Below are 26,775 nucleotides of genomic sequence, written 5' to 3' on the forward strand. Positions count from 1 at the left end.
TTGTCTGTTGGTTTCTATTCTAATATATTAAATTATTGTATGTAAATCCTGTTGCATTACCACTTAATGTTTCTATGAATGAACCCAACAGTTTTTTATAAAGGAAATTTTTTTAGAAAATACCATTCCATTACTCCACAGCAACTTCTTCTTTAAATGCAACACGAGGTTTTAAACCTAACAGTTCGAACATTGCTTTGTCGGCATCAAAATCAGGATTGGGTGTTGTTAATAATTTCTCGCCGGCAAAAATTGAATTGGCTCCTGCCATAAAACACATGGCTTGTTCTACTGTTGACATTTGATTGCGTCCTGCACTTAAACGCACCATTGCTTTCGGCATAATAATTCTTGCTGTTGCTATCATGCGCACCATTTCCCAAACACTCACACGAGGTTGGTTTTCTAATGGTGTTCCCGCAACAGGAACTAATGCATTTACCGGTACACTTTCAGGATGTTTGTGCATAGTGGAAAGCACATGCAACATTGCAATACGATCTTCTTCTGATTCGCCCAATCCGATAATGCCACCACTGCAAACAGAAATATCAGCTTTACTTACATTTTCAATTGTTTTTAATCTATCTGCATAAGTGCGTGTAGAAATTATTTCATCATAATGTTCTTCACTGGTATCTAAATTATGATTGTATGCATATAATCCTGCTTCCTTTAATTTTTGTGCTTGTGTTTCAGTGAGCATACCTAAAGTGCAACATACTTCCATTCCAATAGTACTCACACCTTTCACCATTCCAAGTACTTTATCAAAATCACTGTTATCCCGCACATTGCGCCATGCAGCACCCATACAAAATCTGGTTGCTCCGCTCTCTTTTGCAATCAATGCTTTTGTAATTACTTCATCGTATTCCAATAATTTTTGTACTTCAACATCTGTATTATAACGGGCAGCTTGCGGGCAGTAAGCACAATCTTCAGGACATCCTCCTGTCTTTATAGAAAGCAATGTACACACCTGCACTTCTCCTGTTGCATGATACTGTCTTTGCATGGTGGATGCTTTGTACATTAACTCCAGCAAAGGCATATAATATATTTCTGAAATTTCTTCTTTTGTCCAGTTATTCCGTATCTCTTGCATAATAGATTTTGGGTAAAGTTAAGCACTTGACTAACTTTGTAAAAACGAGCAATGGGAATTATTGAACATATAGATAAAAAACAATTGATTTTTCTTCTTGTGGTAGGTGGATTATTTCTGGGTGGTACCATTTATAGAAACAATCAGGCTAAAGAAACTTCAGCAATTTCCAAAGAAGCACTTGATGAAAAAGTGCTGGCCGATTTACAGCAAAATGATATTCAATTATCCGATAACGTAGTTTGTGTGATGCAATGCGAAGGAATGGATACAGAAGAATTAAAAACATTATTTGCAGTTTCAAATGTGGATTATAATAGTTGTGATTTTTCCAACTGCCACAACAGCAAATATTCTTTATCTGGAGAAACATCAAAAGGAAAGCAGATAACATTTATATTAGAATCCGGCGATGAAGGCAATCGGATTACACATCTGGAATTGCAAAACCCAAATCCCTGCGATTGTATTTAATGCAATAACTGATAACTTAATAATAGAAGATATTGCAATAGTATAGTGCCATCTATCCATCCGAAATAAATTAAGTTTTTTTTGCTGTAACGTGTTGCATATAATAATATTCCTGTAATTATTACCGCAATAGTTAAGGGCGGCAACACATTTACACTTAAATTCTGCGCTGCAAATGCATAACAAACTCCCGCAATAAATAGAAGCACAAATGCAAGTGAATAGGAAAGTTCTTTACCAATATAAAAAGGAATTGTTTTCACATTATGCAAAGCATCTGATTCCAGATCTTTTATATCAAATGGAATAGTGATAGCAAAAATAAATACGAAATCGGCTGCGAATAACCACCAGTTTATTTCCCAGTTTAAATCTCTCATTGCAGGAAGAATTGCTCCGGTAAATGCCCATACAAAAGCAATCATAAAAATTTTAGTTACGCCTACATCCCGCAACTTTTTCCATGTACCATTTTTTTTAAACACAGGCAATCCATACAATATTGAAATTACTCCGGGCACTATCAACACATATTGAATAAATTTTGGTAATGCGAAAAATAAAATACCGGTAGCGATTGCACTCAACACAGTAAGAATAATTAATCCATTAGTTACATTAACTAAAAAATTTCTTCGTCCACTGCTTTTATACATTTTAATGCGATCCATAGATGCAAGGCGAATAAATAAATAGGTGAAAAGTGTAGAAGTAAAAACAAAGAAACTTACAATTAACGCATGTTCTTCATTTTGATATAAGATTAAACCACGGCGATAAAAAGCAATACCACATATCGCAATAAATATATTGGAGTAGAAAATTGCTTGTATATATTTCACAAAAAAACTCTTCACAGAAAACGATAACTTGCGCTCAAATTTACAAGTTAGTGATTAGAGTTTATTTAGGTAAAGGAAAAGGATTACGAGTTGAACAAGGACATCCATGGATTTTTTTTAATGAAGTAGAAAAAATAACAGGCGATCCCACTCCGGGAGATGTGGCTGAGATTTATAATTTTAAAAATAGATTTATCGGTCGTGGATATATTAATTTGAATTCAAGAATTAATTGCAGAATACTTACCCGCAATCCTGAGGAACAAATTGATTATCAATTTTTCAAAAATGCATTGTTGAAATGCAAATCGTATAGAGAAAAATTAGGCTATACAGAAAATTACAGATTAGTATTTGGTGAAGCAGACAGCTTACCCGGATTGGTGATTGATAAATTTAAAGATGTGTATGTAATCCAATCATTGGCTGCAGGTATCGATAAATGGAAAGATGATATTGCAAAAATTTTGATGGAGGATTTAGGAGCTGTGGGAGTAATTGAACGCAATGATGTGCCTATAAGAAAATTAGAAGGATTAGAAGAAGTGGTTGGATTTTTATCTCCGCCTTGCGAAACAAAATTTACTATTCAGGAAAACGGTGTACAATTTCATGTGAATTTACTCGACAGTCAAAAGACCGGATTTTTTTTAGATCAAAAAGAAAACAGACTTGCCTTACAACATATTGTAAAAGATGCAGAAGTTTTAGATTGTTTTACATATACTGGTTCCTTTGCATTATTTGCGGCGCATTTCGGTGCAAAACATGTGCATGCAATTGATGCTTCCGAAGATGCAATTACATTGGCAAAAAAAAATGCTGCATTAAATAATTTTGAAAATATCAGTTTTGAAACTATTAATGTATTTGATGCACTACCTGTCTGGGTGAAAGAAGGTAAACAATATGATGTAGTGATTTTGGATCCTCCTGCTTTTACAAAAAACAGAAAAGGATTGGACTCTGCAATTAAAGGGTATAAAGAAATTAATTTGCGTGGAATGAAATTGGTGAAACCCGGTGGCTTTTTACTTACATTTTCCTGTTCGCATTTTATGAAGCCTGAATTATTTTATGAGGTATTATATGATGCGGCAATGGATGCAGGCAAAACAATCAGGCAGGTGCAATATCTTACACAATCTAAAGACCATCCTATTATATGGGGTGTGGAAGAAACTAATTATCTGAAAGGATATGTTGTACAGGTTTTATAAATTGATATCAAATAAAAATTTTAGCAATTCAAGATGTGTTTAATAAATTTTGCTTTTAAATATCATACCGATTATCCATTGATAGTTGTTGCCAACAGAGATGAATTTTATAATAGACCAACAGAATCTTTGCATTGGTGGGAAGACAAACCGAACATACTTGCCGGCAGAGATTTAAAAGATGGCGGCACCTGGATGGGTATTACAAAAGAAGGAAAATTTGCTGCGCTCACGAATTACCGGGATCCACAACATATAAAAGAAAATGTGCAATCAAGAGGTGAACTGATTCCGATGTTTTTAAATGAAGAAATTTCTTTGGATACATTTCACGAATATTTAAAAAATCACGGTTCTGAATACAATGGTTTTAATTTGATTTATGGCGATACGGAACAGTTATTTTACTACGCTAATAAAGGCAATCGCTGGGAAGAAATTACTCCGGGCGTTTACGGATTAAGCAATGCATTTTTAGATACACCCTGGCCAAAAACTCAACAAAGCAAAGAAGCCTTTAAACAATTACTCGATAAAAATGTATTCACAGAAAATACAATGATTGATTTACTCTCAGATAAAAATTTGGCAGCAGAAAATACACTTCCAAACACCGGTGTTCCTCCCGAGTTAGAAAAAAAACTTTCTGCAATGTTTATTGAAACGGAAAATTACGGAACACGATTAACCAGTTATTTAAGAATTGACAAAAATCAACAAGTAAATTTTATAGAAAAAAGCTTTGTGCCTGCGGATTTTCAACAGTTTAAGTTTACCATAAAATAAAAATATCTTTAGCCTTTTAATAAGTATGCCGACTCTCCTCCATACAATGTATATTTTACTTTTAGCCACAAAGGATACTTGGATTTACGACCTATTGCTGATGGTGGTGTTGGCCTTTATAATTTATTTTTTTACCCAAAGACGTATCACACAATCCAGCCGTATTCAAAAATGGTTGCGGGAAAAAGTAAAGGAAAAAACAAAGGAATTAGAAGAGGAAAAAGAACGGGCAGAGAATTCCGAAAAAGCAAAGGAACAATTTCTTGCCAATATGAGTCATGAAATCCGCACTCCCTTAAATGCAATTGTTGGATTAACAAGATTATTGTTGGAGAAAGAACCAAAACAAGATCAGCTTAAATATCTCAACTCCATAAAACATTCTTCAGATAATTTATTGGTGATTATCAATGATATTCTCGACCTCTCAAAAATTGAAGCAGGTAAAATAAATTTTGAGAAAATTGATTTTAATATCAAAGAAGAATTAGAAACTGTGGTAACTACTTTCCGCTTAAATGCAGAAGAAAAATCAATTCATCTGGATTATGAAATTGATGACAATGTGCCGGCAATTATAATTGGAGATCCCTACAGATTGAATCAGATAATAATGAATCTGACAAGCAATGCAATTAAATTTACTGAGAAGGGCGGCATAACAATTCGGGTAAGCAGTATTGATAAAAGTGAAGATGAGGTTACGCTGCAATTTAATGTGATTGATACCGGAATTGGCATAGCTGCAAATAAGTTGAATTATATCTTTAATATTTTCACTCAGGAAACTTCCAGCACTACCAGAAGATTTGGCGGAACAGGTTTAGGACTTTCTATCAGCAAGCGTTTAGTGGAATTACAAAATGGAAATATTAATGTTACAAGTGAGTTAGGTAAAGGTTCTGATTTTTCTTTTACACTGCATTTCGGAATCTCTGATAAAAACCGGATATACTTTCACCGAAAAGAAAACAGTGGATACTGCAGCACTTGCAAATCTGAAAATATTATTGGTAGAGGATAATGAATTTAATCAAATGGTGGCAGTGGATACGCTGGAAGAACTTATTGAAAATGTAACCGTGGATGTGGCAGAAAATGGAAAAGTAGCAGTAGAAAAAATATTAAATAATAAATACGACATTGTGCTAATGGATATTCAAATGCCGGTAATGGATGGATATGAAGCAACCCGGCTTATTCGCAGTAATAATGATGCTGCTATTAATTCAATTCCTATTATTGCAATGACGGCAAGTGTGATAAAAGCAGAAGTAGATAAATGTTATGAAAGCGGCATGAATGCTTTTGTTGGAAAACCATTTACTGCTGAAGAATTAATTGAAAAAATTTCTAAATCAATACATCGAATTTAAAATGAGTGAACAAGTTATCAATCTCAGTTTCCTGGAATCCTTTACTCGTGGCGATACATCTAAAATGAAAAAATATATCGGCATGTTTATATCAAGTGCACCGGATGCTATTCATCAAATGCGGGTATTGCATAATAATTCCAATTGGGATCAATTGCGCACGGTAGCACATTCATTAAAACCGCAGTTGAGTTATATGGGAATTGATTCGGTGAAAGAAACGGTTTTGCGTATTGAAGAATATGCAGCAGAGCAAAAAAAACCGGAAGTCATTGCAATGATGATTGAAGAGTTAGACAGAACTTGTAAAATTGCAGTGGAACAATTACAAAACGCCATTCAAAAATTTTAATAATTTTAAAAAAAATATTTTATCATGCGTAACACAAAAGAAATTGTATTTATAGTTGACGACGAACCCATGCATGCACAAATGATGGAAGATCATTTAAAAACAGATTTCCCGTTTTTTGAAATTTATACTTATAAAACCGGTGAACAATGCAACGACAATATGGATAAAAACCGGGAATTGTAATTCTCGATTACCATCTGGATGCAGTAGATAAGCAGGCCCGCAGCGGTATGGAAATTTTAGGACATATCAAAAAAAATTATCCGGATACAGAAGTGATTATGATTTCCGGACAGGATAAAATTGATATTGCAGTGGAGTGTATGCGGGAAGGTGCTTATGATTATATTGTAAAAAATGCAACCAGTTTTATTCATGTAGAAAATACAATTGAGAGATTATTTAAACACCGATCAGTAATAAAAAATCTGGAGAAATACAGAACATTAAACAGAGTTTTAATCTGGGGATTAATTTTAATAGTGGCCCTTTCCATTGGGTTTTTGAAAAATTGACCTCAAACTTTTTTTCAACTAAACAGTTCCACTATTACACGGTTATACAATTACACTTTTCAGTTCTACAATTCTCCAGTTCTACAATTCTGCATTCCGATCTCTATCATTTTAACAAACAGTATTTTATTCTTTTTTATTTAACAAAAAATCCCTACCTTACTCTCCAATTCTTTCTACTATGCAAAAAGCAAAATATTATATCACCACCTTTTTATTTGCAATTGCTTTTAATATTAATGCACAAGTACCCACAGGGCCGGAGATAGCATGGCAGAGGTGTTATGGAGGAAGTGCCAATGATTTTTTTTCTGATGCTATTCATACCACAGATGGGGGAATTTTAGCCAGTATCTTAACTTCTTCAACCAATGGAGATTTAACTGGGATACCATATTCAAATGGTTGGATTATAAAATTTAATTCCGATCTTGAAATTGAATGGCAAAAATTTTCAGGATATTATGATTGCCAGTTTACTGCAAATAAAATATTTCAACTTAACGATGAATCATATATTTATGGTGGTGCTACTGAAATAGATTGTGGGGAGAATAATGGTTTTTGGACATTGGTTTAATGAAAACCGATAACATTGGTAATCAACTTTGGCAAAAGTCTTTTGGCGGTCCCGGCACAGATGTGATTGAGGGGTTGCTTCCAACACAAGATGGCGGCTTTTTACTCACCGGCCGCAGCAGTGCCGCCGGTGGAGACATCCCATTTCATTATCCGGGTGGTGCGGGAGATGATGATGCGATTGTAATTAAAATAGATAGTGCTGGTGAAATAATTTGGTTGAAAGTGCTGGGTGGCAGCGGGGATGATGGACCGTTGGGTGATATCATTGAAAACGAGCGGGGTTATTACATCATTAATATAGGTGCTCACAGCAATGATTATGATTTGGCAGATAGCGGTATCAGCGGCGACAAGCGTTGGATCGTAAAATTAGACAGCCTCGGCAATATTGTGGACGAAAGTTTTATGTCGGGGGATACAGATTTATATACTTATACCGGCCCTACAGTAATGACTTATAATGATGGCTTTTTAATCGTTGGACAGGGAGATCCGGATTCTGAATTATATCCTACTTCCCCTGAACACGATTCCGATGAGGGAGCGATGGCAATTTTTAATGCCAATCTTGATTTAACCTTTTATAAGCAATGGGGAGGTAGTGAATTCGAAGGTTTTGCACGGGTGATTGAAGATAAGACAAGTGGAAATTTTTACTTTATAGGTGCAAGCGCATCGCCTGATTATGACTTGCCTGATAATTATAACAATGGAGAAGAGTTGGATTACTGGCTGTTTGCTACCGATAGCAACTTCAATACATTATGGAGCAAAAACTTTGGCGGCAGTGATAACTGTGGCGATTTGGCATGTGGCAGTTTTAATGGCGACATACTTTTGAAGGATAATATGTTATATGCCTTTATTAAAAATACCATCCCTGATTCATTCCCAGACTTTGATATTGAGTGCGGGTATGAAAGAAATTTCTACTTTGAAACCGATGCCTGGTTAATTGCTTTTGATTTAACAACCGTAGAAATAACTGAACCTGAAATAACAGAGCAAAATCTATTTGAAATTTATCCAAACCCTGCGAGTGATGAAATTACAATAATAAGTAATGCTAAAGAAAGCCAATTTTATATTGTAATACAGGATTTGTCCGGCAGAAAAATGTATGATTCATCACTTTATATTTTTGAAGAAGTAAAAATTAATGTTGCTGATCCTCTCTGCCGGCATGTATATCATTTCAATTTCAGATAAATCCGCCATTTTATTCAATACGCAATTCATTATTTCACCATAATTTTTATCAATATGAAAAATTCAATTACTCTTTTAGCTTCCTGTCTATTTTATATTTTTAATATATCCGCACAGGAATTACCCTGCACAGCCTCACCGACTTTAAGTTCTGACTGGCAATTGCTTGGCCCTTATGAATATGAAGAATCAAAGCAGGGTAAAATAATAGCTGTATGGGCAGAACCATCGAACATAAATACTGTATATGCTGGAACAGGCTCAAGCGGCTTATGGAAAACAACTGATGGCGGCGTAAACTGGCAAAATTTATTTAGTTACCAGCTTGCTGGGGTGGGTGTGCAGGAAATTGAAGAAGCAGAAGTTTTTTTCCGTTCTCGCATCGTCTCCCTTGCGCAGCTTGGGGACGTTGCGGAGGTAAATGCTTTATATTTTATTGAAGTATTCATAATTTCAAATTACATCTTCATCATATATTGTTGACCATGCACATTGCCCGCTTTAAATATCAGAAAGAGTATTAAATACTCGAAGAATTTTTCGAGTATCGAGTTGCGTGTTTTTGAAAACTTTGTTAAGTATAAAATTACTCATGGTAGTTAGTTTTTAAGATGATTGGATTTACAAGTGTAGAGTTTTATTTTTAGAAATGCAAATGTTTTTAGTGAATGGTGAGTGGAAGTGAATAGAAAATTAAGAATGAAGAATTAGGAAAGTAGAATGAATGGACAATTCGTAATAAGTAATTTTTTCATTATGAGTTATTTATATTAAAAAGCCAATGGCCAAAAAAATACCTTTAATTAATGATGACCGAATTTTTTAACTTGAAACCTGGAACTCGAAACATAAAACCCGAAACCCGAAACTTTTTCCTTGTTCGCCAATAAGTTCTATACATTTTTTATTTCCTCAAAAAATCCTGTCTTCCGATTTTTGCGCACATTATTCCAGAGAAAATATCTGCCGTTCATGGTAACGTAAACGCCATGTGGTAAAGATTGCACAAAAGCTAAAGCACAACCCATATTAAATAATCCATCAGAGCTGCCAAACTTATAAGGTATCATTGCGCCGGTAAGTACAATAGTTTTATCAATATTTTTTCCCGCAAGTACTTCTGCTGATTCTACCATAGTATCAGTTCCATGCGTAATTACAATTTTATCATCATCACACATCGCACATTCCGTTGCAATTTTTTCTCTGTCTGCTTCATTCATGTATAAGCTATCTATCATCATCAATGTTTTTGTATTCACCGGAACAGTACATCTGCCTAACTTCAAAATTTCATTTAAATGTGTATCCTTAAAATATAGATTTCCATGTATCTCATCATATTCCTTATCGAATGTACCACCGGTAACAATTATTGTAATATTCATAGGGTGTAAAATTACTGGTCTTTAAGCATACTCAACATTTGACGAATAAATAGAACCAATGCTAAAGACATTATAAAACAAAATATCAATGCTAAATAAATAGGTATAACAGATTCTTTTAATGAAAAACCATTACCTGTAAACAGCCATATAAAACCACTCATTAAAAAAAGATGAGAGATATAAGCGACCATAGTACGTTTTAAATAACGCCCAGTATTCTTCACTACTAAAGTGCAAAGTGCATTGCCAATAACATATATCAGCAACTCAGTACCACCTATCATCCATAACACATCATTCTCAAAACCTAGAACTGCCGCAATTAATACCGCTAAAAACGTAACAGACAAAAAAATACCCGCCATCATAAATGGAAAATTTTTCTTATCAATAGCCTTGATGATATTCCTTTCTTCTAAAATCATTGAACACTATTCATTCACAAAAACAAACTTAGCAACTTTAAGATTAAACAACATATTTTTTACAATACCTTTTATCTTTGATGCATGAAATATGCAGAAGCAAAACAGAAAAAAATTGAATCCTTTGATGTAAATGGAATTGGTGCAGACAATGGTCAACTCTTTGGACTTCCTTTTAATTATGAAGAAAGTGAGATGATTATTTTGCCCATTCCTTGGGAAGTTACTGTCTCCTATAAAGCGGGTTCAGCAAAAGGTCCGGATGCTATTTTAGAAGCATCCAAACAAACTGATTTATATGATCATGATTTACCCGATGCTTGGCAACGTGGAATATTTATGTTGCAATCGCCGGCAGAATGGAATCAAAAAAATGTAACACTACGTCGTAAAGCTGCGGAATATATTCGCTTGCTTGAATCCGGAAATGCAGAAAATATGCAAGACGCACTTTCTGAAATTAATGCAGAATGTGAAGGATTGCGGAAATGGATTTTTGAACAAACAACTACGCTGCTGAAAGAGGGAAAAATTGTGGGCTTATTAGGTGGCGATCACAGCACTCCTTTGGGTTATATGCAGGCATGCGGACAGCATTATGGCGAGTTTGGATTATTACATATTGATGCACATGCCGATTTGCGGGAAGCGTATGAAGGATTTAATTATTCGCATGCATCTATTATGTTTAATGCATTGCAAATTCCACAATTAAAAAAATTAGTGCAAGTGGGTTTGCGTGATGTTTGTCAGGCAGAAATAGATATCATTGCTAAAGAGAAAGAAAAAATTTCTGCATTTCATTTTCACGAAATAAAAAATAAAATACATGCAGGAGGCAGTTGGAAAAATGTATGCGACGAAATAATAAATGCATTGCCTCAACAAGTATATATCAGTTTTGATATTGATGGATTAGATCCAAAACTTTGTCCGAATACAGGTACTCCGGTTCCGGGTGGATTTGAAATGGATGAAGTAATTTTTCTGATGCGCAGTCTTGTAGATGCCGGTAAAACAATTATCGGTTTTGATCTTGTGGAAGTGGCTCCGGGCAATGATGAATGGGATGGCAATGTAGGAGCCCGTTTACTTTTAAAAATGTGTAATCTTACTTTAAAAAGCAATGGCAAATAACAACAACATATTTTTATCCTTTCTATTATTAACTCTGATGTGGAGTTGTAATAAAAGCACGGACGAATCATTATCCAACATCGAATTATCTACCTTAGATAAAACCGTATTTAAATTTGAATACGTTTACAAACATGCTGTTTCGGTAATTACTTTTTTTTCACCCGAATGTCCATTGAGTGAGAATTACACAAAAAATTTAAATGACTTACAAAAAAAGTATGATGGTATGGATGTGTTATTTGTTGGAATCGTTCCCGGCAATTTTTATTCAGAACAGAAAATTGATTCTTTTAAAACATTATATAATGTGCAGGGATTTTTATTATTGGACAGAGATAAAAAACTTACCAATTATTTAAATGCGACTATCACACCTGAAACATTTGTATTGGATAGCACAGGTACTGTTCGTTATAGCGGTGCAATAGATAATTGGGCTGTTGATCTCGGACAAAAGCGTGAAGTGATTACGGAATTTTATTTAATGGATGCGATTGAAGCACTATTGAGTGATAGAGAAGTTGCTGTTACACATGCGCCTGCGGTTGGTTGCTTTATTGAATAGCATGAAAAAAATATATCTACTATTTTTTATTATCTGCGCAATTTTATTTTCATGTAAAAATGAAAAGGAAAAGACGATTACATTCAGCAATGATATTGCACCGATAATTTATAAGAATTGCACACCATGTCATCGTCCGAATTCTGCCGGACCTTTTTCATTAATTACTTATGATGATGTGCGTAAAAAAGCAAAGACAATTGTAAAAGTTACGCAATCCGGTTTTATGCCACCCTGGCCTGCTGATCCAAATTATTCTTCTTTTGTTGGCGAACGTATGTTGACTGAAAAAGAAAAAGAAATGCTATTAACATGGGTAGAAAATGGCAGCCCGATTGGCGATTCCACAAACATCCCGATACCGCCAAATTTTCCCGAAGGATCACAGATTGGTGTACCCGATATGGTGGTAAAATTTCCTGAAGTAATTCAATTGCCCGGGAATAATAAAGATCAATTCTTTTTAATGAAAATACCGTTTGAAGCAGACCATGATAAATTTATTCGCACCATTGAATTTATTCCCGGCAACAAAAAATTATTGCATCACATGAATGCAAACTTGATTCAATATACTGCCGGAAATAAAACAGATTTATTTGCAGGAGAAAAAGTAATTCCAACAGATCTTACACTCACTGCGGAAGAAGTAAATAATCGCATGCAAAATAAAAATGATGATGGCACTTACCCCAGTTTAATTCCATTGGTTTGCAATTATTTACCCGGTGTTTCTCCTGCTGTATATCCAAAAGGAATTGGCGGTTATCGCTTAACAACACTCAATGCTTTTTTTATTAATGATATTCATTATGGCCCCTCTCCTGTTGACACTATAGATGATGGTTCCTACTTCAATATTTTTTTAACTGATGTTCCCCCTCAGCGTCCTACATATGAAATAGTAATGGGCTCACTTGGTGAAACCCGTATTGAACCTCCATTAGTAATTCCGGCCGGAGCAATAATGACTTTCAGAACAGAATATAAAGTGCAGGCAGACTTGTCCATGCTCACTGTAAATCCGCACATGCATTTATTGGGAAAATCTTTTATTGCCTATGCAGTTACTCCGCAAAATGATACTATTCCACTGGTGTCAATTCCTAAATGGGATTTCCGCTGGCAATATTTTTATACATTTAAAAAGGTGCAGAAAATTCCGGCAAGTTCAAGAATTATTGCTGAAGCAACTTATGATAACACAGAATATAATCCGAACAATCCATACAATCCTCCACAAGTTATAATTGAAAGATCTAATCCGTTTGAAAGCATGAAAACAACAAACGAAATGTTTCAATTTATTTTTACATACATGTCGTATCAAACCGGTGATGAAAATATTAGTCTTGAAAATATTTCATTAGAATAACATGCGCCTAAAATATATTACACGGCCTGTACTTGTTTTGAGCGCAGTAAGTCTATTTACTGATATGGCAAGTGAAATGTTGTATCCGGTAATGCCAGTTTATCTTGAAAGTATCGGCTTCAGTATTTTATTAATTGGTGTATTGGAAGGTGTAGCGGAAACCACAGCAGGATTAAGCAAAGGATACTTCGGTCAAGTGTCGGATCTCACACAAAAACGATTGCCATTTGTGCGCTTAGGATATTTATTAAGTGCTGTTTCAAAACCGATGATGGCAGCATTTACATATCCGCTTTGGATATTTTTTGCACGCACTACAGATCGTTTTGGAAAAGGATTACGAACAGGTGCAAGAGATGCCATGTTAAGCGATGCTTCCACCCGGGAAACGAAAGCACGCATCTTCGGATTTCATAGAGGTATGGATACATTGGGTGCAGTGCTGGGGCCGATGATTGCATTAATTTATTTATATTTTTTTCCCGGTCAGTTTACTGCTTTGTTTCTTATTGCATTTGCTCCCGGAATAATAAGTGTTGCACTATTATTTTTATTGAAAGAAAAAAAAACCATTGAACCACCACAAAAAAAACCGGGGCTTCTTGAGTTTTTAAAATATGTGCGACATGCCGATCCGGCATATAAAAAATTATTAGGTGGATTATTATTATTTGCATTATTTAACAGCACCGATATTTTGTTATTGTTGAAAATGAAACAATCAGGAATGGAAGATACTTTGGTTATCGGCATTTATATTTTTTATAATCTGGTGTATGCAATATTTTCTTTTCCTGCCGGAATACTTGCTGATAAAATTGGAATAAAAACAACTTTTATTGCAGGACTTTTTATTTATGCACTGGTGTATTTCGGTTTTGCTTTCTTAAATGTGCCCGGTATTTTCTGGATACTTTTCTTTTTATATGGCGTGTATGCCGCAGCAACGGAAGGGATAAGCAAAGCATGGATTTCCTTAGTAGCACCAAAACAAGAAACAGCAACTGCATTGGGTGCTTATGGTGCGCTTAATAGTATTTGTGCATTTGTAGCCAGCAGCCTTGCGGGATTAATATGGTTTACTGTTAATGCAGAATGGGCATTCGGATTAACCGCTGTTGTAAGTGTTATAGTAATTCTTTATTTTATAAAACTGCGTCCTCCTCAACAATTTGCAAGCACATGATAATCTCTACAATCCATTAAAAGTTTGTTACTTAGCACAGCTATACTATCATGCAATTACCAGGGTACTTAAAACTCTTAGATAAGCGAACAACTATTAATCTGATATTACGGGGACTTTCACTCACCGGTAAGTTCTTGTTTGTAATATTTTTAGCTAAACATGTTACCACCGAGCAATTAGGGGAATGGGGTATTTTCAGCACTTCCATTGCATTATCATTATATCTAGTTGGTTTAGATTTTTACACTTATTCCACTCGTAGTATATTAGAATATCCAGAGGAAGAACGAGGTGCTTTATTGCGCAATCAATTTGTGTTTTATATTATCAGTTATATCATTTTATTTCCACTGATGAGTTTATTATTTTTTTTCGGTGTGATTGAAATGAAATTCATATTATTCTTTTATATCATTCTCATATTCGAACATTTAGCGCAAGAGAGCTATCGCACTTTCGTTGTTTTTTCAAAACCACTGATTGCTAATATTATTTTATTTCTGCGCACCGGTTTATGGGCGTTTATTCTGGTGTTATTATGGAGTGCCGGATATGATAATTTCAAACCACTTAAAATAATTTTCCTGTTTTGGACCAGTGGGGGAATTATGGCCATGACTGTATCTATTTATTTCTTTTCGAAATTCAAATTCAAATCCTTTAAAAATATTCCTATTGACTGGCAATGGATTCGAAGAGGTGTTAAAGTAAGTCTGTTGTTTTTTGTCGGCACTATCGCATTTAAACTTATTGATTTTGCCGACAGATATTTTATTGATTACTATCATACAAAAACAGATGTAGGTATCTATACATTTTATTCCAGCATGGCAAATCTGGTTGAAATAATAGTACATACCGCAGTTGTAATTGTTTTTTCTCCCAGATTAATTGAAAACTTCCATCACTCAAATTATGATTACAGAATAACGCAATCAAAGTTTACAAAACAGATGGCCTTGTTCACTGTATTAGCTGCTATCCTTTTACTGATTATCATTTATCCCATCATTTTATTTTTAGATAAAAATGAATTCCTTCAGCAGTTCGATGCATTTATAATTTTAGTGATTGCAGAAATGATATTTAATGCTACACTTATTTTCCATTATATTTTATATGTGCGCAAACATGATATTGCAATTGTAAAAGCTACCGTTGCTGCTGCGGTATTTAATATCCTGTTGAATTTTATTTTAATCCCGCAATTTTCAATTCTTGGTGCAGCGATAGCAAGCGCACTTAGCTTCTTTTTATTGCTATTGGGAAAAATGTATTATTCACGAGAATTTCCTGAGGCACGCAGAATTATTTTTCTGAAATTTAGAAAACGTAAAAGCAACTGATGTTTCACTTTTTCAAACGTTGGTACAATTACTTTTTCACCGGTAACTCAGGCTTTAAACGCTATGCAACAAATACCGGGTGGCTGCTGGGTGCCCGTGCAATCCAAATGCTGGTTGCACTTATTATCGGTGCAATGGTTGCCCGCTATTTAGGTCCGCAACAATTCGGTATCTATAATTATGTAATTAGTTATGTTGCTATATTCTCAGTGCTGGCTTCATTAGGTACCAACAATATTTTAGTAAAAGATTTGCTGAACGATCCGGATAAAAAAAACATGTTGATGGGCAGTGGCCTTTTTATTCGTTTTGCAGGTAGCATTTTAGCTTCTGTACTTATAATTATTGCTTCCTCTTTCACCGAAGAAGATAATGCAATGCGTTGGCTTTTATTTCTTGCATCGTTGCAACCAATTATCAGATCTTTTGAAGTAATCAATTTATATTTTCAGGCAAAGGTTGTTTCAAAGTTTACAGTTATTGCACAACTCATTTCACTTACTTGTATTAGTATATTAAAAATCTATCTTGTAGTAAATGAATTCCCCCTAATATATTTTATTTATTTATTTGCAATTGATTCCGCAATTGTAGGAAGCATACTATTAATATTTTATCGCCGCATGGGAAATAGTGTGCGCTCCATGCAATTTTCAATACCAATAATTCGCAGTTTAATAGGACGTTCCTGGCCATTAATATTTTCCGGTATGCTCACCACTATTTATTTAAAAGTTGATCAGGTGATGTTACAACACATGTTGGATGATACCGCTGTTGGTTTGTATGCAGCAGCTGTTAAAATTTCAGAAGCATGGATTACAATTCCCTGGATTCTCAGCGGCTCTTTATATCCTGCATTAGTTAATGCGCATAAGGAAAATAATACGCTATTTATGAATCGCATACGTCAGATGTATATCTTACTTATTGTTGTTGCACTTTCGGTAATAATTCCTGTAAGTATATTCTCAAAATTCATTATCCTTTTTATTTTTGGTGGTGAATACAGTGGCTCTTTTTCTACTTTACAAATACATATTTTCAGCAGCCTATTTATCTTTTTTGGATCAATTAGTAATCGTTGGTTAATATTAGAAAACAACCAACGCTATTGGATGATAAACTCTGCCATTGGCGCCATCGCCAATATTGTATTGAATATGTATTTAATTCCAATATACGGTATTAATGGTGCTGCAATGGCTACTTTAATATCATATGCATTTGCCTATTATTTTGCGTATGCAATTCCAAAGGCTACCCGTAAAATTTTTATTGAGCAAAATAAAAGTTTACTAAGGGTAATTCTTATCATTCCCGCAATACGAGAATTGAAAAAAATAAAATTCAGATAATAGCTAAAAATATTTCATAGACTAATAAATGAATTCTCTTCTATAGTTACACCAATAATTACAATTCAATTTGGCAACTTTGCAGAAATTTAATTGCTATGCAGATTTTCAAACAATTTCTTTTTGATTCAGCCCACTTTTTACCTAACGTGCCGGAAGGACATAAGTGTAAAGAAATTCATGGCCATACTTATCGTATGGTGTTACATATAGAAGGTCCTCTGGTTAAACATTTGGAATGGGTAATGGATTTTGCAGAATTAAAAAAGGTAGTGGAGCCTGTGGTGAATAAAGTTGACCATCAATTAATGAATAATATACCGGGTTTGGAAAATCCTACTTGTGAAAATATTGCCATCTGGCTTTGGAATAAAATTAAACCAGAAATCCCTTCACTCATAAAAATTGAATTACACGAAACACCAAGTTCAGGAGTGATTTATGAAGGTAAATAACGCTTATCATACTTTTGAACTATTAAGTTTAATTTGGGTTTAAATAACATTCAATTAAAAACAGTTAACTCTTTTATAATCAATTACCAAAAAGACAAATAAAACAGAATTATTAAGAAAAAATCTCAGCAATTATTAAACACAATCTGATTTTTTCATTATCTTAGTTTTTCCTTTAATTCCTGTTATTGGATTATTTATCTCCTGAAACAAATCATTTATATTTTATTGAATTTTTTAAAAAAGTAATTATGAAGAATATTATTATTAACAGACTTGATTATGCCCGAATAACAAAGTGTATTAAGGACGCAAAAAACTTTAGATCCATTAATAACAAAGAGGCAGAACTATTATTACAAGAATTAAAATCCGCAAAGATTGTGGAACCGGAAGCCATTCCTTCCAATGTGGTAACCATGAATTCTATTGTTAAAATAAGTTTTACCAATACAAAAAAGCATATTCAATTTCAAATTGTATATCCCGATCAATCCAATATAAAAGAGAACAAAATATCTATCTTCTCACCTATTGCGACTGCTTTAATCGGGTATAAAGTAAATGACGAAATTGAATGGATAGTACCTGCCGGACTTACAAAAATTAAAATTGAGGAAATTATATACCAACCCGAAGCAACAGGCGACTATGATTTATAAAAGTTTGAAACATGCTGGATTTGTTGCTGTAATCTTGTTAGCTATTTCATGCAATGGACAAACGAATAGCGGCAATAAACAAATACCGCAATCCTATTTAAATATTATTAAACAACAATGTGCCAATCCCGATATTATAGAAGTGGAGCGGAAAGAGGAAGGCATTTATGAAGTTGATTTTATTTGTGATGGTAAAGTTTTCGAGATTGTGATGAAAGAAAATACGCTTTTATATACTTCGTTTGGGGTATCACAAGAGGAAGTTCCATTTGAAATAATTAATAAAAAACTGCTGAAGAGCTATCCCGGATTTGTATTGGACGAAATTTCAAAAATTATAACGCCTGATACTTCATTTTTAAAAGTTGAAATTATTAAAGAAGGTATTGAACAGAACGTTTATTTTTCTTTAGATGGCAAGTGGTTAAAACTAAAGCCGGTGGATGTTTCTCAAAAATGGGATTTTCAAAACATCACACAAAATAAAATGTATGTGGATGCGCAATATAATTTTTTAAATCCGGATTCCGTGTATGAAATGCCTGAGTTATTGCGTGAAATATCGGGATTAGCTATCGCAGATTCTGCAAATATTTATTGTGTACAAGACGAACTCGGTTCTATTTTTCAGTACAATATTCAAAGGCAAGAAATTGTAAACAGTTTTCGATTTACAGATGTCGGTGATTTTGAAGATATCACGATATTTGAAAATGTATTAATAGTATTAAGAAGCGATGGACATATATTTAAATATGATTTAGATAATCATTCGAATATTACTTCATTACCGCTGCCTGTTAAAACTTTAAATGTTGAAGGCATTTGCTATAACAACGGATATTTATATCTTGCAAATAAAGATGCAGTAATAAATCAATCCAACGATAAAAGAATTATCTATCGTGCAGAAATGCATAATCTTTCAAAATTAGAATCGTATTTAGAAATTGATATTCCTGAATTATCGAATTTTCTTACTTCGCATTATCCTGAAATTGGAAATACTACAATTCAATTTAATCCTTCAGCAATTGCTATTCATCCAAAAACAAATGAAATTTATATCCTCTCCGCAGAGGATAGAATAATTGCTATTTATAATAAACAGAAATTAAAAAATGTAATCCCATTGTCTTCCGATATTTATTATAAACCTGAGGGTTTGAGTTTTTATGAAAACGGAGACCTTTTAATTTCTTCAGAAGGTGATAAAAACGGATTTGTAAAAGGAAGTATTAATGTGTTGAAATACAAAAAATCAGAACCCTGATATTACAGAATTCTTAATCTTTAAAAAATTGCAGAATTAGTTGTTGATATGCATACACGTCAACTGGTTTTGTTTTAATTATTTGAGTTAGAATTTTTAACTTATTTGAATCCATAATTTGAAACGCATTTGCCCATAATGCCACTTCTTTCAATACCAGATTTTCATTTGTGTTTAAGGTTTCATTATAGTTAGTATTACTTAAAAATAAATTGGAAGAACCTATCTCCGCCTGCTCTCTATCACCCTTATATTCTCGCTGAATCATTTGTCGAACTTTTGTAGTAATATCACCAATACTCACCGGGATTTTTTTGCCGAGATTAAGTGCAATATTACTTTCCGTAAATTTCAATAATATACGTTTACTTGTGCGATATTTTTTTGATGCAGATATTTTTTTGTATTCAATATTTGCAATCATATTTATTTCTTTATTTAATGGTTTGAATCCATAGCGATAATAAAACCAAAATGCTGCGGAGTCAATTCCTTCCGGATTATCCAAGCCATATTGAAATGCTTCTACAAGAAAATAATTAATTTGAAATACTTGTCGGAATACACGCAACAACTGACAAAACATATAACCCGATTCTCCACCACGAAATGCATCGAAAATATTTATTCCAAAATCAGCACGCTCGCCAAAAACCCAGGCACCACCATACGCTACAGGAAATTCATTTTTAAATAATGTATATCCCACATAGGATTCTAAAGGCAATTGTCGCTCGGAAATCATACCATAAATTGCAACAGATAACCCTCTCTCCAATTCATAAAACTGCAATGAATTTTCATCCATATAAGTAACGGTATCTGTTTCTCTGGCAGTTACAGCCATAGCATTATTAATTACAAATAAGAGATCATTTTTTTCTTTTTGATTTAATGTGTTAGCAGCTACGTTTCTATTTAATAATTCAATATGATCGAATTTTTTAATTATCTCCGAATGATAATATACTTCTTGTTTCGCAATGCGGTTATAGATTTTTGAAAACTCTTTCTTTCGGGGAATTAACTTCACATAAATCTCCAAACCATCATATAAAAAGTCTTTTACAAAAGTTTGGTTTTTTACTCGGTTCAATTCATTTAGTATAAAAGGAAGTCGCTTTTTTTCATTTACTAAAAGTGCATCCATCAAATCAAAATTTGAATAGCCGGAAGTTGTAATACTCCTTTCCATAGGAGGCAATGTGAGATACAAAATATCATTTAAATCAAACTTGGTATTCTCTATTGAACTAAGTTGTACTTCACAACCCGGATGGGTAGAAAGCAAGGAAACAAACGTATGTGAGAAGCAACCTAAATATTCAGTAAAAGGAAGGCCGGAATTTACATATTGCACTTTTGACTTACTCTGCGCAGATTTTAATGTTGTTGTAATTCTTTTCAACTCACTTTCAGCAATCAACTTCACTTTTTTATTATTTGGAAAAGCACATATAAAAAGTAATGCATTTACATACTCGTTCAATATACTATTACACACAATCTTTCTCTTGGACAGTAATTCTAAAAGCGTAATTTTCTGTGTATTGCTTTCCTCATCAAATCGATTAACGAGAGATTTTAGTGAATTAATATTGCTTTCAAATCCAGATCGCATTATACTTTAGTTATAGTTTTTAAAATTGAATGAAACACATTTAAGCTTCAAAAATAATTAAGTTGAATGATAGGTGAGTATGAATATAAATCAATCTGTAAATTCAAAAGTTTATAATTATCCAAATAAGAAAATTTAAGTAATCACTTTTATGTATTTTTAAAAATTCATTTTACTTAGCAACTTAATACCGATGCGATTTTCAATAAATAACACTTGTAAACCACCACAGTTTTCAACTGTAATATTCATTTTAACTTTTGTAGTATGGATGTCTTCAAGTGCTTGTGAAAAAACTGGTACTAAGAAGGAAATTACTCAGGAAATCACTTCACAAAATGTACTTTCCTCCTGGAATGATACACCCACAAAAAATGCCATTATCAAATTTGTTTCAAAAACTACTGACTCAACAAATCAATCTTTTATTCCCATTGCAGATCGTATTGCATGTTTTGATAATGATGGAACGCTATGGGCTGAACAACCAATATATTTTCAACTTGCGTTTGCAATTGATCGAATAAAAGCATTGGCTCCCAGTCATCCTGAATGGAAAAATCAGGAACCCTATAAATCAATTCTTGAAGGAAATATTTCAAATGTATTGGCGGGTGGTGAACATGCCTTATTAGAAATTATAATGGCTACTCATGCAAATATCAGCACCGACAGTTTTAGCTTAGTTGTAAAAAATTGGATTGACACTGCCTCCAATCCAGCTACGGGAAAACACTATAAGGATATGATTTATTTACCCATGCTAGAGTTATTAAATTATTTGCGTGCAAACAATTTCAAAACATTTATTGTATCTGGTGGTGGTGTTGATTTTATGAGAGTGTTTGCAGAAACCTTGTATGGCATTCCTCCTTATCAGGTTATCGGATCTTCGGGAAAAACACAATATATTATAAAAGATGATGTGCCTACAATACAAAAATTACCAGAATTAAATTTTATTGATGATGGTGCCGGAAAACCAATTGGTATTTATCAATACATAGGTAAACGACCTGTGTTTGCCAGCGGTAATTCTGATGGTGATTATCAAATGTTGCAATGGACAAGTGCGGGTGATAAACCGAATATGTGTTTGCTGGTACATCACACGGATTCTATTCGTGAATTTGCTTATGATAGAAATTCAGCTATTGGTAAATTAAATAAAGGATTAGATGATGCCGAAAAATATAATTGGATAATAGTGGATATACAAAAAGATTGGAAGCAAGTGTTTAAGAATTAATCCTTAACATTCAATTAATCATCATCTTCTTTTTCTGAATCATTATTTGTAAGATCATGCACAAGACCATTTGCAAATAATCGCCAATCGAATTTCTTGTCACCTTGTGTTCCTTTAATAATATTAAAAAACAACAAGCTGGCTATTCCTTTAATGATAGTACTTGGTCCTTTTTTGAAACTGCTATCTTGCGTGATTGATTTAAACCCCAATTTTAGAGTATCCATTAGGCTTCTTCCATCAGTAATTTTTTCTTTAGCACTATCAAATACTTCTCTGATTATATTGATAGGCTTAAGCGACTCCTGTAATTCGGATATAGAATCTTTGATGTTATCCTCATACCCTTCCTTTAATGCTCTCAGTCTGGCAAATTCCACCTGGACGTCATCGGCAGTTTGAATTGTGTTTCTCATTCTTCGTTATTATAAATCTGATTAGCAAAAGTTTTCAAAAATATTTTCTTCAACCATGAAGTGCGTATGAACAATGCAATTAATCCAATTAATACATATCCAGCCGCCACATAAGCAAACCCTTTAAAAGTATCTCCAGATTTTGACCCAATATAAAATGCAAGTGCTATACTGCCGAAAAAAATCCCGATTAACATAAATATTATAAATACCAACTTACCCAATATTGAACCGACTAACTTAGAAAGTTGAACCGTAAATGTCAGCATCAGAATATCGTATTGCGTTTGAATCAGGTCCTTTACTGAATCAAATAATTCTGCTATTATTTCTTTAGTGTCTTTCATTTTTATCTTAAAAATTGAGGTCAAATATAAGCTAAACCTTTAAAAATAATTATAGAACAATTTTAATAAAATTTAGTTGACAGCCGGACTTTCTGATGCGTTTTCTTACCTTTAAAATGGCATAAAATTATTTAACAACCCTAAACCCATCTTAATGGAACTATCTACCCAGATTGCCTATCTGTTTTTATTAGCAATTCCAATTGCTTGTATTGCTTGGACAATAACCCATGAAGAAATTACCAGAGAGCCAAGAGAATACTGTCTCAAAAAATCTAAAAACAGTAAAAGTATTTTAAAATGTAAATTCTTTTATCTGTTCACTTGCGAATATTGCTTCAGTCATTATGTAACTATTTTTTTTTTATTACTTACCCAATTTAAATTATTATATCCGGACTGGAGAGGGTATATAATCAGTGGATTTTCTTTAGTATGGGTAGCAAATATTTATATGAGTGCATTTCAACTTTTGCGTGTAGATATGAAAAAAGAAAAAATGGAAGCCGATATTGAAGAAATTAAGTTGAAAGAAATTAAAGAAAACAAATGAAGTTATCTAAGCTCCCCCATCATAAAACAGTTTTAACTTCTTCTTATTCTTGTTGTATTTATACCATTGTTTTATTAATACACTCAACTCATTAGTGATATGCATCTTTCACTTTGTAAATTCCATTCTGTTATTTCCACTCAACTAATATTATTAAACCAAAGTATTGTATCAATTACAATTTTAAATAATACAAGAGCTGTTAAATGTGTAAATAATCTGCTCGTTAAAAATCATCCCATAAAATAAAAAAATCATGCGTCAACTTGCTGCCATTATGTTTGCTGATATTGCCGGGTTCACTGCATTAATGCAGGAAGACGAAACATTAGCATTAGAGCTCCGCAATAAACTGAAAACCAAACTTGAAACAGAAATTGCAATTCATGGTGGGAGAGTAATTAAATATAGTGGTGATGGCGCCCTATGTAGTTTCGATAGCGCAATAGAATCTGTTCGAGTTGCAATTGCTGTTCAACTTGAGATGCAAAGAAAACCAGTGGTTCCACTGAGGATTGGTATTCATCAGGCAGATGTAATTTTTGATGAGGGTGATGTGCATGGTGATGGTGTAAATATTGCATCCCGACTTGAGTCCTTTGCAATCAACGGCAGCATTTTTATTTCTGCTAAAGTGCAGGATGATATTAAAAATCAAAAGGATATTGAAACGGTTTCGCTTGGAAAATACACCTTAAAAAATGTGATTGAACCAATAGAAATATTTGCAATAAGTAATAGTGGATTGCAAGTCCCACTAAATAAAAAATTAGAGGGCAAAGGTTTAAAATTTGTAAGCAAACAATTCTCTATTAAAAAAAATACTTTGTTTATAAGGGTGATTGCAATCTTATTAATTCTCGCCCTTGCATATTATTTTATCGTCCCTCCTATTCTTAAAAAACAATATGCTAAAAACACATTAATTCCTAAAATTCAGAAATTGGTTGAGGAAAATTTCAGACCACCAACTGAAGCGTATGACCTAGCGATAGAAGCTAATAAATATATTCCCAAAGATTCTGTTTTAAACAAATTACTTGAACAAGTTGCCAGCACTTTCACTATAGTTACTGAACCAGAAGGTGTAGAAGTTTTTTGGAAAGATTATGAAAAATTGGATGCGCCTTGGCGATCAGCCGGTGTAACACCAATCGTTGATGCAAGATTCTCTCGCAGCTATTTGCGCATGGAGTTTCGTAAGGAAGGATATCAAACTATTGAATATGCAGGACCCGGTGCTTATTGGCGCTTAGGTCCGGATATAGATACGCTTAAGATGGACGCAATGAACGAGCTACCTGAAAACATGGTGCGCATTCCACAAAATTTATCTTATTTATTTCTTGTTGGTTTGGAACAACATGGTGGTAAAATAGTTGATGAATTTCTGATGGATAAATTTGAAGTAACTAACAAGCAATACAAAGAATTTATGGATGCCGGTGGTTACAACAACTCTGCATTTTGGAACTATCCAATTATTTCCGGAGGTAAAATAATTTCGCTTGATGAAGCCAAATTATTATTTATAGATAGGACTTCAAGAGCCGGACCTTCAACTTGGGAAGCAGGCAGCTATATTGATGGTACGGAGAATCAACCCGTCTCTGGTATTTCATGGTACGAAGCAGCGGCGTATGCAAAATATGCAGGCAAGCAATTACCTACAATTTATCATTGGGGTTTAGTTGCAGAAACTTCGAGAACAGAAATGATTGTACCACTCAGCAATTTAGGAGGAAAATCAATAGTAGATGTTGGAAGCAAACCCGGTTATTGTTCTTTTGGTATTTATGATCTGGCAGGTAATGTGCGTGAATGGTGTTTTAATTCGAGTAATAATGATGAGTATAAATATATTTTAGGTGGTGGCTTTAATGATCCTACTTATGCATTTAACGACAGCTATGTACAACAAGCAATTGATAGAAGTCCCACTAATGGATTTCGGTGTATGCAAACATTACCTGATGATACGACATTAGCAATATTAGATAAGGACGTGCCCATGGCCTTTAGAAATTTTAAAGAAGAAAAGCCGGTTGATGATGCAACTTTTAATATTTTTCTACGACAATTTGTGTATGACAAAAATCCATTGAATGCTACAATTGATTCTGTAATTGAAAGTGAATTTTGGACTGCCGAAAAAATATCTTTTGATGCGGGATATAATAATGAGCGAATGCAAGCTTATCTCTATATTCCAAAAAATATGAAAGGTCCATATCAGACGATACTGTTTTTTCCCGGATCGGGTGATTTGTTTTCAAGAAAATATGATCCTCAAACTATTTATCGTATTGATTTCATATTAAAAAGTGGAAGAGCTATTATGCGTCCGATATACAAAGGAACACATGAGCGTTTTAGTGAAATTAAATCTGATTTACCGGCTGAAACTGCTTTATATAAAGATCATGTAAGCATGTGGTGTAAGGAAGTATCAAGATGCATTGACTATTTAGAAACAAGAAAGGATATTCAATCAAATAAAATTGGATATTTGGGATGGAGTTGGGGTGGATTTTTGGGAGGTATAATTCCAGCAGTTGAAAAGCGCATTTCTTGTTTAGTACTCAATGTTGGAGGAATGTGTATGACAAAAGCATTTCCCGAATCCGACCAAATCAATTATTTGCCAAGAATTACACAACCAACACTAATGCTCAATGGAAAATATGATATGTATTTTCCTGTGGAAACTTCTCAAAAACCAATGTTTAATTTTTTAGGAACGCCGTCGAATGATAAAAAACTCATAATTTATGAATCAGGACATTTAGTGCCAAGAGCAGAATTTCTGAAAGAGTCTTTATTTTGGTATGATAAATATTTGGGGCAAACACAGTAATTATAAATTCAATATATATTTTAAAAAAGAATTGAAATGATATTGAAAATATTATTTAAACCATAGATTTAATAAAGAGTTACCAT

Annotated in this window: 30 protein-coding genes; 23 read left to right on the top strand and 7 right to left on the bottom strand. The window is 33.6% G+C overall.

What is annotated here, in order from left to right:
• Positions 1–130: 130 nt before the first annotated feature.
• Complete coding sequence (bioB, locus tag IPN31_13880) at positions 131–1,108, bottom strand: biotin synthase BioB (protein MBK8682964.1); 978 nt, start codon at positions 1,106–1,108, stop codon at positions 131–133.
• Between the two features lie 51 nt (positions 1,109–1,159).
• On the opposite strand from bioB, the gene IPN31_13885 reads away from it, so the two are divergent.
• Positions 1,160–1,582, top strand: coding sequence for a hypothetical protein (locus IPN31_13885; GenBank protein ID MBK8682965.1), 423 nt, complete (start codon positions 1,160–1,162; stop codon positions 1,580–1,582).
• Here IPN31_13885 and IPN31_13890 read toward each other — a convergent pair.
• The gene (locus IPN31_13890; GenBank protein MBK8682966.1) at positions 1,579–2,424 is read right to left on the bottom strand and encodes a UbiA family prenyltransferase; all 846 of its coding nucleotides are present in this window, start codon (positions 2,422–2,424) and stop codon (positions 1,579–1,581) included. The genes IPN31_13885 and IPN31_13890 overlap by 4 nt on opposite strands.
• Positions 2,425–2,474: 50 nt before the next feature.
• On the opposite strand from IPN31_13890, the gene IPN31_13895 reads away from it, so the two are divergent.
• The 10 genes from IPN31_13895 (at position 2,475) to IPN31_13940 (ending at position 8,950) form a co-directional block, all read left to right on the top strand.
• Entirely contained in the window at positions 2,475–3,644 is a 1,170-nt protein-coding gene (locus IPN31_13895; protein MBK8682967.1) for a class I SAM-dependent rRNA methyltransferase, read from the top strand.
• A 33-nt stretch (positions 3,645–3,677) separates the two neighbouring features.
• On the top strand, positions 3,678–4,430 hold the full coding sequence (locus tag IPN31_13900) for an NRDE family protein (GenBank protein MBK8682968.1): 753 nt from the start codon (positions 3,678–3,680) through the stop codon (positions 4,428–4,430).
• Between the two features lie 46 nt (positions 4,431–4,476).
• Positions 4,477–5,454, top strand: coding sequence for a hypothetical protein (locus tag IPN31_13905; GenBank protein MBK8682969.1), 978 nt, complete (start codon positions 4,477–4,479; stop codon positions 5,452–5,454).
• Complete coding sequence (locus tag IPN31_13910) at positions 5,405–5,806, top strand: response regulator (GenBank protein ID MBK8682970.1); 402 nt, start codon at positions 5,405–5,407, stop codon at positions 5,804–5,806. The genes IPN31_13905 and IPN31_13910 overlap by 50 nt, the downstream gene beginning before the upstream one ends.
• Before the next feature lies 1 nt (position 5,807).
• Complete coding sequence (locus IPN31_13915) at positions 5,808–6,158, top strand: Hpt domain-containing protein (GenBank protein MBK8682971.1); 351 nt, start codon at positions 5,808–5,810, stop codon at positions 6,156–6,158.
• 24 nt (positions 6,159–6,182) lie between these two features.
• On the top strand, positions 6,183–6,344 hold the full coding sequence (locus IPN31_13920) for a hypothetical protein (GenBank protein ID MBK8682972.1): 162 nt from the start codon (positions 6,183–6,185) through the stop codon (positions 6,342–6,344).
• The gene (locus IPN31_13925) at positions 6,338–6,676 is read left to right on the top strand and encodes a response regulator (protein ID MBK8682973.1); all 339 of its coding nucleotides are present in this window, start codon (positions 6,338–6,340) and stop codon (positions 6,674–6,676) included. The genes IPN31_13920 and IPN31_13925 overlap by 7 nt, the downstream gene beginning before the upstream one ends.
• A gap of 181 nt (positions 6,677–6,857) precedes the next feature.
• Positions 6,858–7,256: a hypothetical protein gene (locus IPN31_13930; protein MBK8682974.1), complete on the top strand. Its 399-nt coding sequence runs from the start codon at positions 6,858–6,860 to the stop codon at positions 7,254–7,256.
• Positions 7,256–8,467, top strand: a complete 1,212-nt coding sequence (locus tag IPN31_13935) for a T9SS type A sorting domain-containing protein (protein MBK8682975.1) — start codon at positions 7,256–7,258, stop codon at positions 8,465–8,467. The genes IPN31_13930 and IPN31_13935 overlap by 1 nt, the downstream gene beginning before the upstream one ends.
• 54 nt (positions 8,468–8,521) lie before the next feature.
• The gene (locus IPN31_13940; protein MBK8682976.1) at positions 8,522–8,950 is read left to right on the top strand and encodes a hypothetical protein; all 429 of its coding nucleotides are present in this window, start codon (positions 8,522–8,524) and stop codon (positions 8,948–8,950) included.
• Positions 8,951–9,360: 410 nt separating this feature from the next.
• Here the strand turns inward: IPN31_13940 and IPN31_13945 are convergent, their stop codons facing one another.
• The gene (locus IPN31_13945) at positions 9,361–9,855 is read right to left on the bottom strand and encodes an asparaginase (protein MBK8682977.1); all 495 of its coding nucleotides are present in this window, start codon (positions 9,853–9,855) and stop codon (positions 9,361–9,363) included.
• An 11-nt stretch (positions 9,856–9,866) separates the two neighbouring features.
• Positions 9,867–10,283, bottom strand: coding sequence for a hypothetical protein (locus IPN31_13950; protein ID MBK8682978.1), 417 nt, complete (start codon positions 10,281–10,283; stop codon positions 9,867–9,869).
• Positions 10,284–10,367: 84 nt separating this feature from the next.
• On the opposite strand from IPN31_13950, the gene IPN31_13955 reads away from it, so the two are divergent.
• The 9 genes from IPN31_13955 to IPN31_13995 all read left to right on the top strand — a co-directional run bounded on the left by IPN31_13955 (position 10,368) and on the right by IPN31_13995 (position 19,646).
• Positions 10,368–11,420, top strand: coding sequence for an agmatinase family protein (locus IPN31_13955; GenBank protein MBK8682979.1), 1,053 nt, complete (start codon positions 10,368–10,370; stop codon positions 11,418–11,420).
• Positions 11,410–11,988, top strand: coding sequence for a redoxin domain-containing protein (locus IPN31_13960; protein ID MBK8682980.1), 579 nt, complete (start codon positions 11,410–11,412; stop codon positions 11,986–11,988). The genes IPN31_13955 and IPN31_13960 overlap by 11 nt, the downstream gene beginning before the upstream one ends.
• 1 nt (position 11,989) lies before the next feature.
• Positions 11,990–13,363, top strand: coding sequence for a hypothetical protein (locus tag IPN31_13965; GenBank protein ID MBK8682981.1), 1,374 nt, complete (start codon positions 11,990–11,992; stop codon positions 13,361–13,363).
• Position 13,364: 1 nt separating this feature from the next.
• Positions 13,365–14,549 carry an MFS transporter gene (locus tag IPN31_13970; GenBank protein ID MBK8682982.1) on the top strand — a complete coding sequence of 395 codons (1,185 nt, stop codon included), beginning with the start codon at positions 13,365–13,367 and terminating at the stop codon, positions 14,547–14,549.
• Positions 14,550–14,599: 50 nt separating this feature from the next.
• Positions 14,600–15,898: a polysaccharide biosynthesis C-terminal domain-containing protein gene (locus IPN31_13975; protein ID MBK8682983.1), complete on the top strand. Its 1,299-nt coding sequence runs from the start codon at positions 14,600–14,602 to the stop codon at positions 15,896–15,898.
• Positions 15,898–17,256 (top strand): flippase, encoded by a 1,359-nt coding sequence (locus tag IPN31_13980; protein MBK8682984.1) that lies wholly within the window; start codon positions 15,898–15,900, stop codon positions 17,254–17,256. Before IPN31_13975 ends, IPN31_13980 begins: the two co-directional genes overlap by 1 nt.
• A 98-nt stretch (positions 17,257–17,354) precedes the next feature.
• Positions 17,355–17,711: a 6-carboxytetrahydropterin synthase QueD gene (gene queD / locus IPN31_13985; protein ID MBK8682985.1), complete on the top strand. Its 357-nt coding sequence runs from the start codon at positions 17,355–17,357 to the stop codon at positions 17,709–17,711.
• A gap of 251 nt (positions 17,712–17,962) precedes the next feature.
• Positions 17,963–18,373, top strand: a complete 411-nt coding sequence (rnk, locus tag IPN31_13990) for a nucleoside diphosphate kinase regulator (GenBank protein ID MBK8682986.1) — start codon at positions 17,963–17,965, stop codon at positions 18,371–18,373.
• Complete coding sequence (locus tag IPN31_13995; protein MBK8682987.1) at positions 18,363–19,646, top strand: hypothetical protein; 1,284 nt, start codon at positions 18,363–18,365, stop codon at positions 19,644–19,646. The genes rnk and IPN31_13995 overlap by 11 nt, the downstream gene beginning before the upstream one ends.
• A gap of 13 nt (positions 19,647–19,659) precedes the next feature.
• Here the strand turns inward: IPN31_13995 and IPN31_14000 are convergent, their stop codons facing one another.
• The gene (locus IPN31_14000; GenBank protein MBK8682988.1) at positions 19,660–21,267 is read right to left on the bottom strand and encodes a hypothetical protein; all 1,608 of its coding nucleotides are present in this window, start codon (positions 21,265–21,267) and stop codon (positions 19,660–19,662) included.
• A gap of 271 nt (positions 21,268–21,538) precedes the next feature.
• Between IPN31_14000 and IPN31_14005 the strand changes: the two genes are divergently transcribed.
• Complete coding sequence (locus IPN31_14005) at positions 21,539–22,516, top strand: haloacid dehalogenase-like hydrolase (protein MBK8682989.1); 978 nt, start codon at positions 21,539–21,541, stop codon at positions 22,514–22,516.
• Between the two features lie 14 nt (positions 22,517–22,530).
• Here the strand turns inward: IPN31_14005 and IPN31_14010 are convergent, their stop codons facing one another.
• Together IPN31_14010 and IPN31_14015 are read right to left on the bottom strand one after the other, a co-directional pair.
• The gene (locus IPN31_14010) at positions 22,531–22,932 is read right to left on the bottom strand and encodes a hypothetical protein (GenBank protein MBK8682990.1); all 402 of its coding nucleotides are present in this window, start codon (positions 22,930–22,932) and stop codon (positions 22,531–22,533) included.
• Positions 22,929–23,279, bottom strand: a complete 351-nt coding sequence (locus IPN31_14015) for a hypothetical protein (protein MBK8682991.1) — start codon at positions 23,277–23,279, stop codon at positions 22,929–22,931. The genes IPN31_14010 and IPN31_14015 overlap by 4 nt, the downstream gene beginning before the upstream one ends.
• A 154-nt stretch (positions 23,280–23,433) precedes the next feature.
• On the opposite strand from IPN31_14015, the gene IPN31_14020 reads away from it, so the two are divergent.
• On the top strand, positions 23,434–23,832 hold the full coding sequence (locus tag IPN31_14020) for a hypothetical protein (protein ID MBK8682992.1): 399 nt from the start codon (positions 23,434–23,436) through the stop codon (positions 23,830–23,832).
• Between the two features lie 256 nt (positions 23,833–24,088).
• Positions 24,089–26,689 carry an SUMF1/EgtB/PvdO family nonheme iron enzyme gene (locus tag IPN31_14025; GenBank protein ID MBK8682993.1) on the top strand — a complete coding sequence of 867 codons (2,601 nt, stop codon included), beginning with the start codon at positions 24,089–24,091 and terminating at the stop codon, positions 26,687–26,689.
• The last annotated feature ends 86 nt before the right edge of the window (positions 26,690–26,775 follow it).

It is taken from the genome of Bacteroidota bacterium, assembly GCA_016715425.1.
Classification (GTDB): Bacteria; Bacteroidota; Bacteroidia; order Chitinophagales; family BACL12; genus JADKAC01.

Bases quoted from the DNA above. Each gene is read 5' to 3' on its own strand.
- IPN31_13970 (MBK8682982.1), top strand. From the start codon at position 13,365: ATGCGCCTAAAATATATTACACGGCCTGTACTTGTTTTGAGCGCAGTA.
- IPN31_13955 (MBK8682979.1), top strand. From the start codon at position 10,368: ATGAAATATGCAGAAGCAAAACAGAAAAAAATTGAATCCTTTGATGTA.
- IPN31_13935 (MBK8682975.1), top strand. From the start codon at position 7,256: ATGAAAACCGATAACATTGGTAATCAACTTTGGCAAAAGTCTTTTGGC.
- IPN31_14020 (MBK8682992.1), top strand. From the start codon at position 23,434: ATGGAACTATCTACCCAGATTGCCTATCTGTTTTTATTAGCAATTCCA.
- IPN31_13945 (MBK8682977.1), bottom strand. From the start codon at position 9,855: ATGAATATTACAATAATTGTTACCGGTGGTACATTCGATAAGGAATAT.
- IPN31_13900 (MBK8682968.1), top strand. From the start codon at position 3,678: ATGTGTTTAATAAATTTTGCTTTTAAATATCATACCGATTATCCATTG.
- bioB (MBK8682964.1), bottom strand. From the start codon at position 1,108: ATGCAAGAGATACGGAATAACTGGACAAAAGAAGAAATTTCAGAAATA.
- IPN31_14010 (MBK8682990.1), bottom strand. From the start codon at position 22,932: ATGAGAAACACAATTCAAACTGCCGATGACGTCCAGGTGGAATTTGCC.
- IPN31_14005 (MBK8682989.1), top strand. From the start codon at position 21,539: ATGTCTTCAAGTGCTTGTGAAAAAACTGGTACTAAGAAGGAAATTACT.
- IPN31_13950 (MBK8682978.1), bottom strand. From the start codon at position 10,283: ATGATTTTAGAAGAAAGGAATATCATCAAGGCTATTGATAAGAAAAAT.
- queD (MBK8682985.1), top strand. From the start codon at position 17,355: ATGCAGATTTTCAAACAATTTCTTTTTGATTCAGCCCACTTTTTACCT.
- IPN31_14000 (MBK8682988.1), bottom strand. From the start codon at position 21,267: ATGCGATCTGGATTTGAAAGCAATATTAATTCACTAAAATCTCTCGTT.
- IPN31_13930 (MBK8682974.1), top strand. From the start codon at position 6,858: ATGCAAAAAGCAAAATATTATATCACCACCTTTTTATTTGCAATTGCT.
- IPN31_13960 (MBK8682980.1), top strand. From the start codon at position 11,410: ATGGCAAATAACAACAACATATTTTTATCCTTTCTATTATTAACTCTG.
- IPN31_13965 (MBK8682981.1), top strand. From the start codon at position 11,990: ATGAAAAAAATATATCTACTATTTTTTATTATCTGCGCAATTTTATTT.
- IPN31_13995 (MBK8682987.1), top strand. From the start codon at position 18,363: ATGATTTATAAAAGTTTGAAACATGCTGGATTTGTTGCTGTAATCTTG.
- IPN31_13920 (MBK8682972.1), top strand. From the start codon at position 6,183: ATGCGTAACACAAAAGAAATTGTATTTATAGTTGACGACGAACCCATG.
- IPN31_13915 (MBK8682971.1), top strand. From the start codon at position 5,808: ATGAGTGAACAAGTTATCAATCTCAGTTTCCTGGAATCCTTTACTCGT.
- IPN31_13905 (MBK8682969.1), top strand. From the start codon at position 4,477: ATGTATATTTTACTTTTAGCCACAAAGGATACTTGGATTTACGACCTA.
- IPN31_13940 (MBK8682976.1), top strand. From the start codon at position 8,522: ATGAAAAATTCAATTACTCTTTTAGCTTCCTGTCTATTTTATATTTTT.
- IPN31_13885 (MBK8682965.1), top strand. From the start codon at position 1,160: ATGGGAATTATTGAACATATAGATAAAAAACAATTGATTTTTCTTCTT.
- IPN31_14015 (MBK8682991.1), bottom strand. From the start codon at position 23,279: ATGAAAGACACTAAAGAAATAATAGCAGAATTATTTGATTCAGTAAAG.
- IPN31_14025 (MBK8682993.1), top strand. From the start codon at position 24,089: ATGCGTCAACTTGCTGCCATTATGTTTGCTGATATTGCCGGGTTCACT.
- rnk (MBK8682986.1), top strand. From the start codon at position 17,963: ATGAAGAATATTATTATTAACAGACTTGATTATGCCCGAATAACAAAG.
- IPN31_13980 (MBK8682984.1), top strand. From the start codon at position 15,898: ATGTTTCACTTTTTCAAACGTTGGTACAATTACTTTTTCACCGGTAAC.
- IPN31_13975 (MBK8682983.1), top strand. From the start codon at position 14,600: ATGCAATTACCAGGGTACTTAAAACTCTTAGATAAGCGAACAACTATT.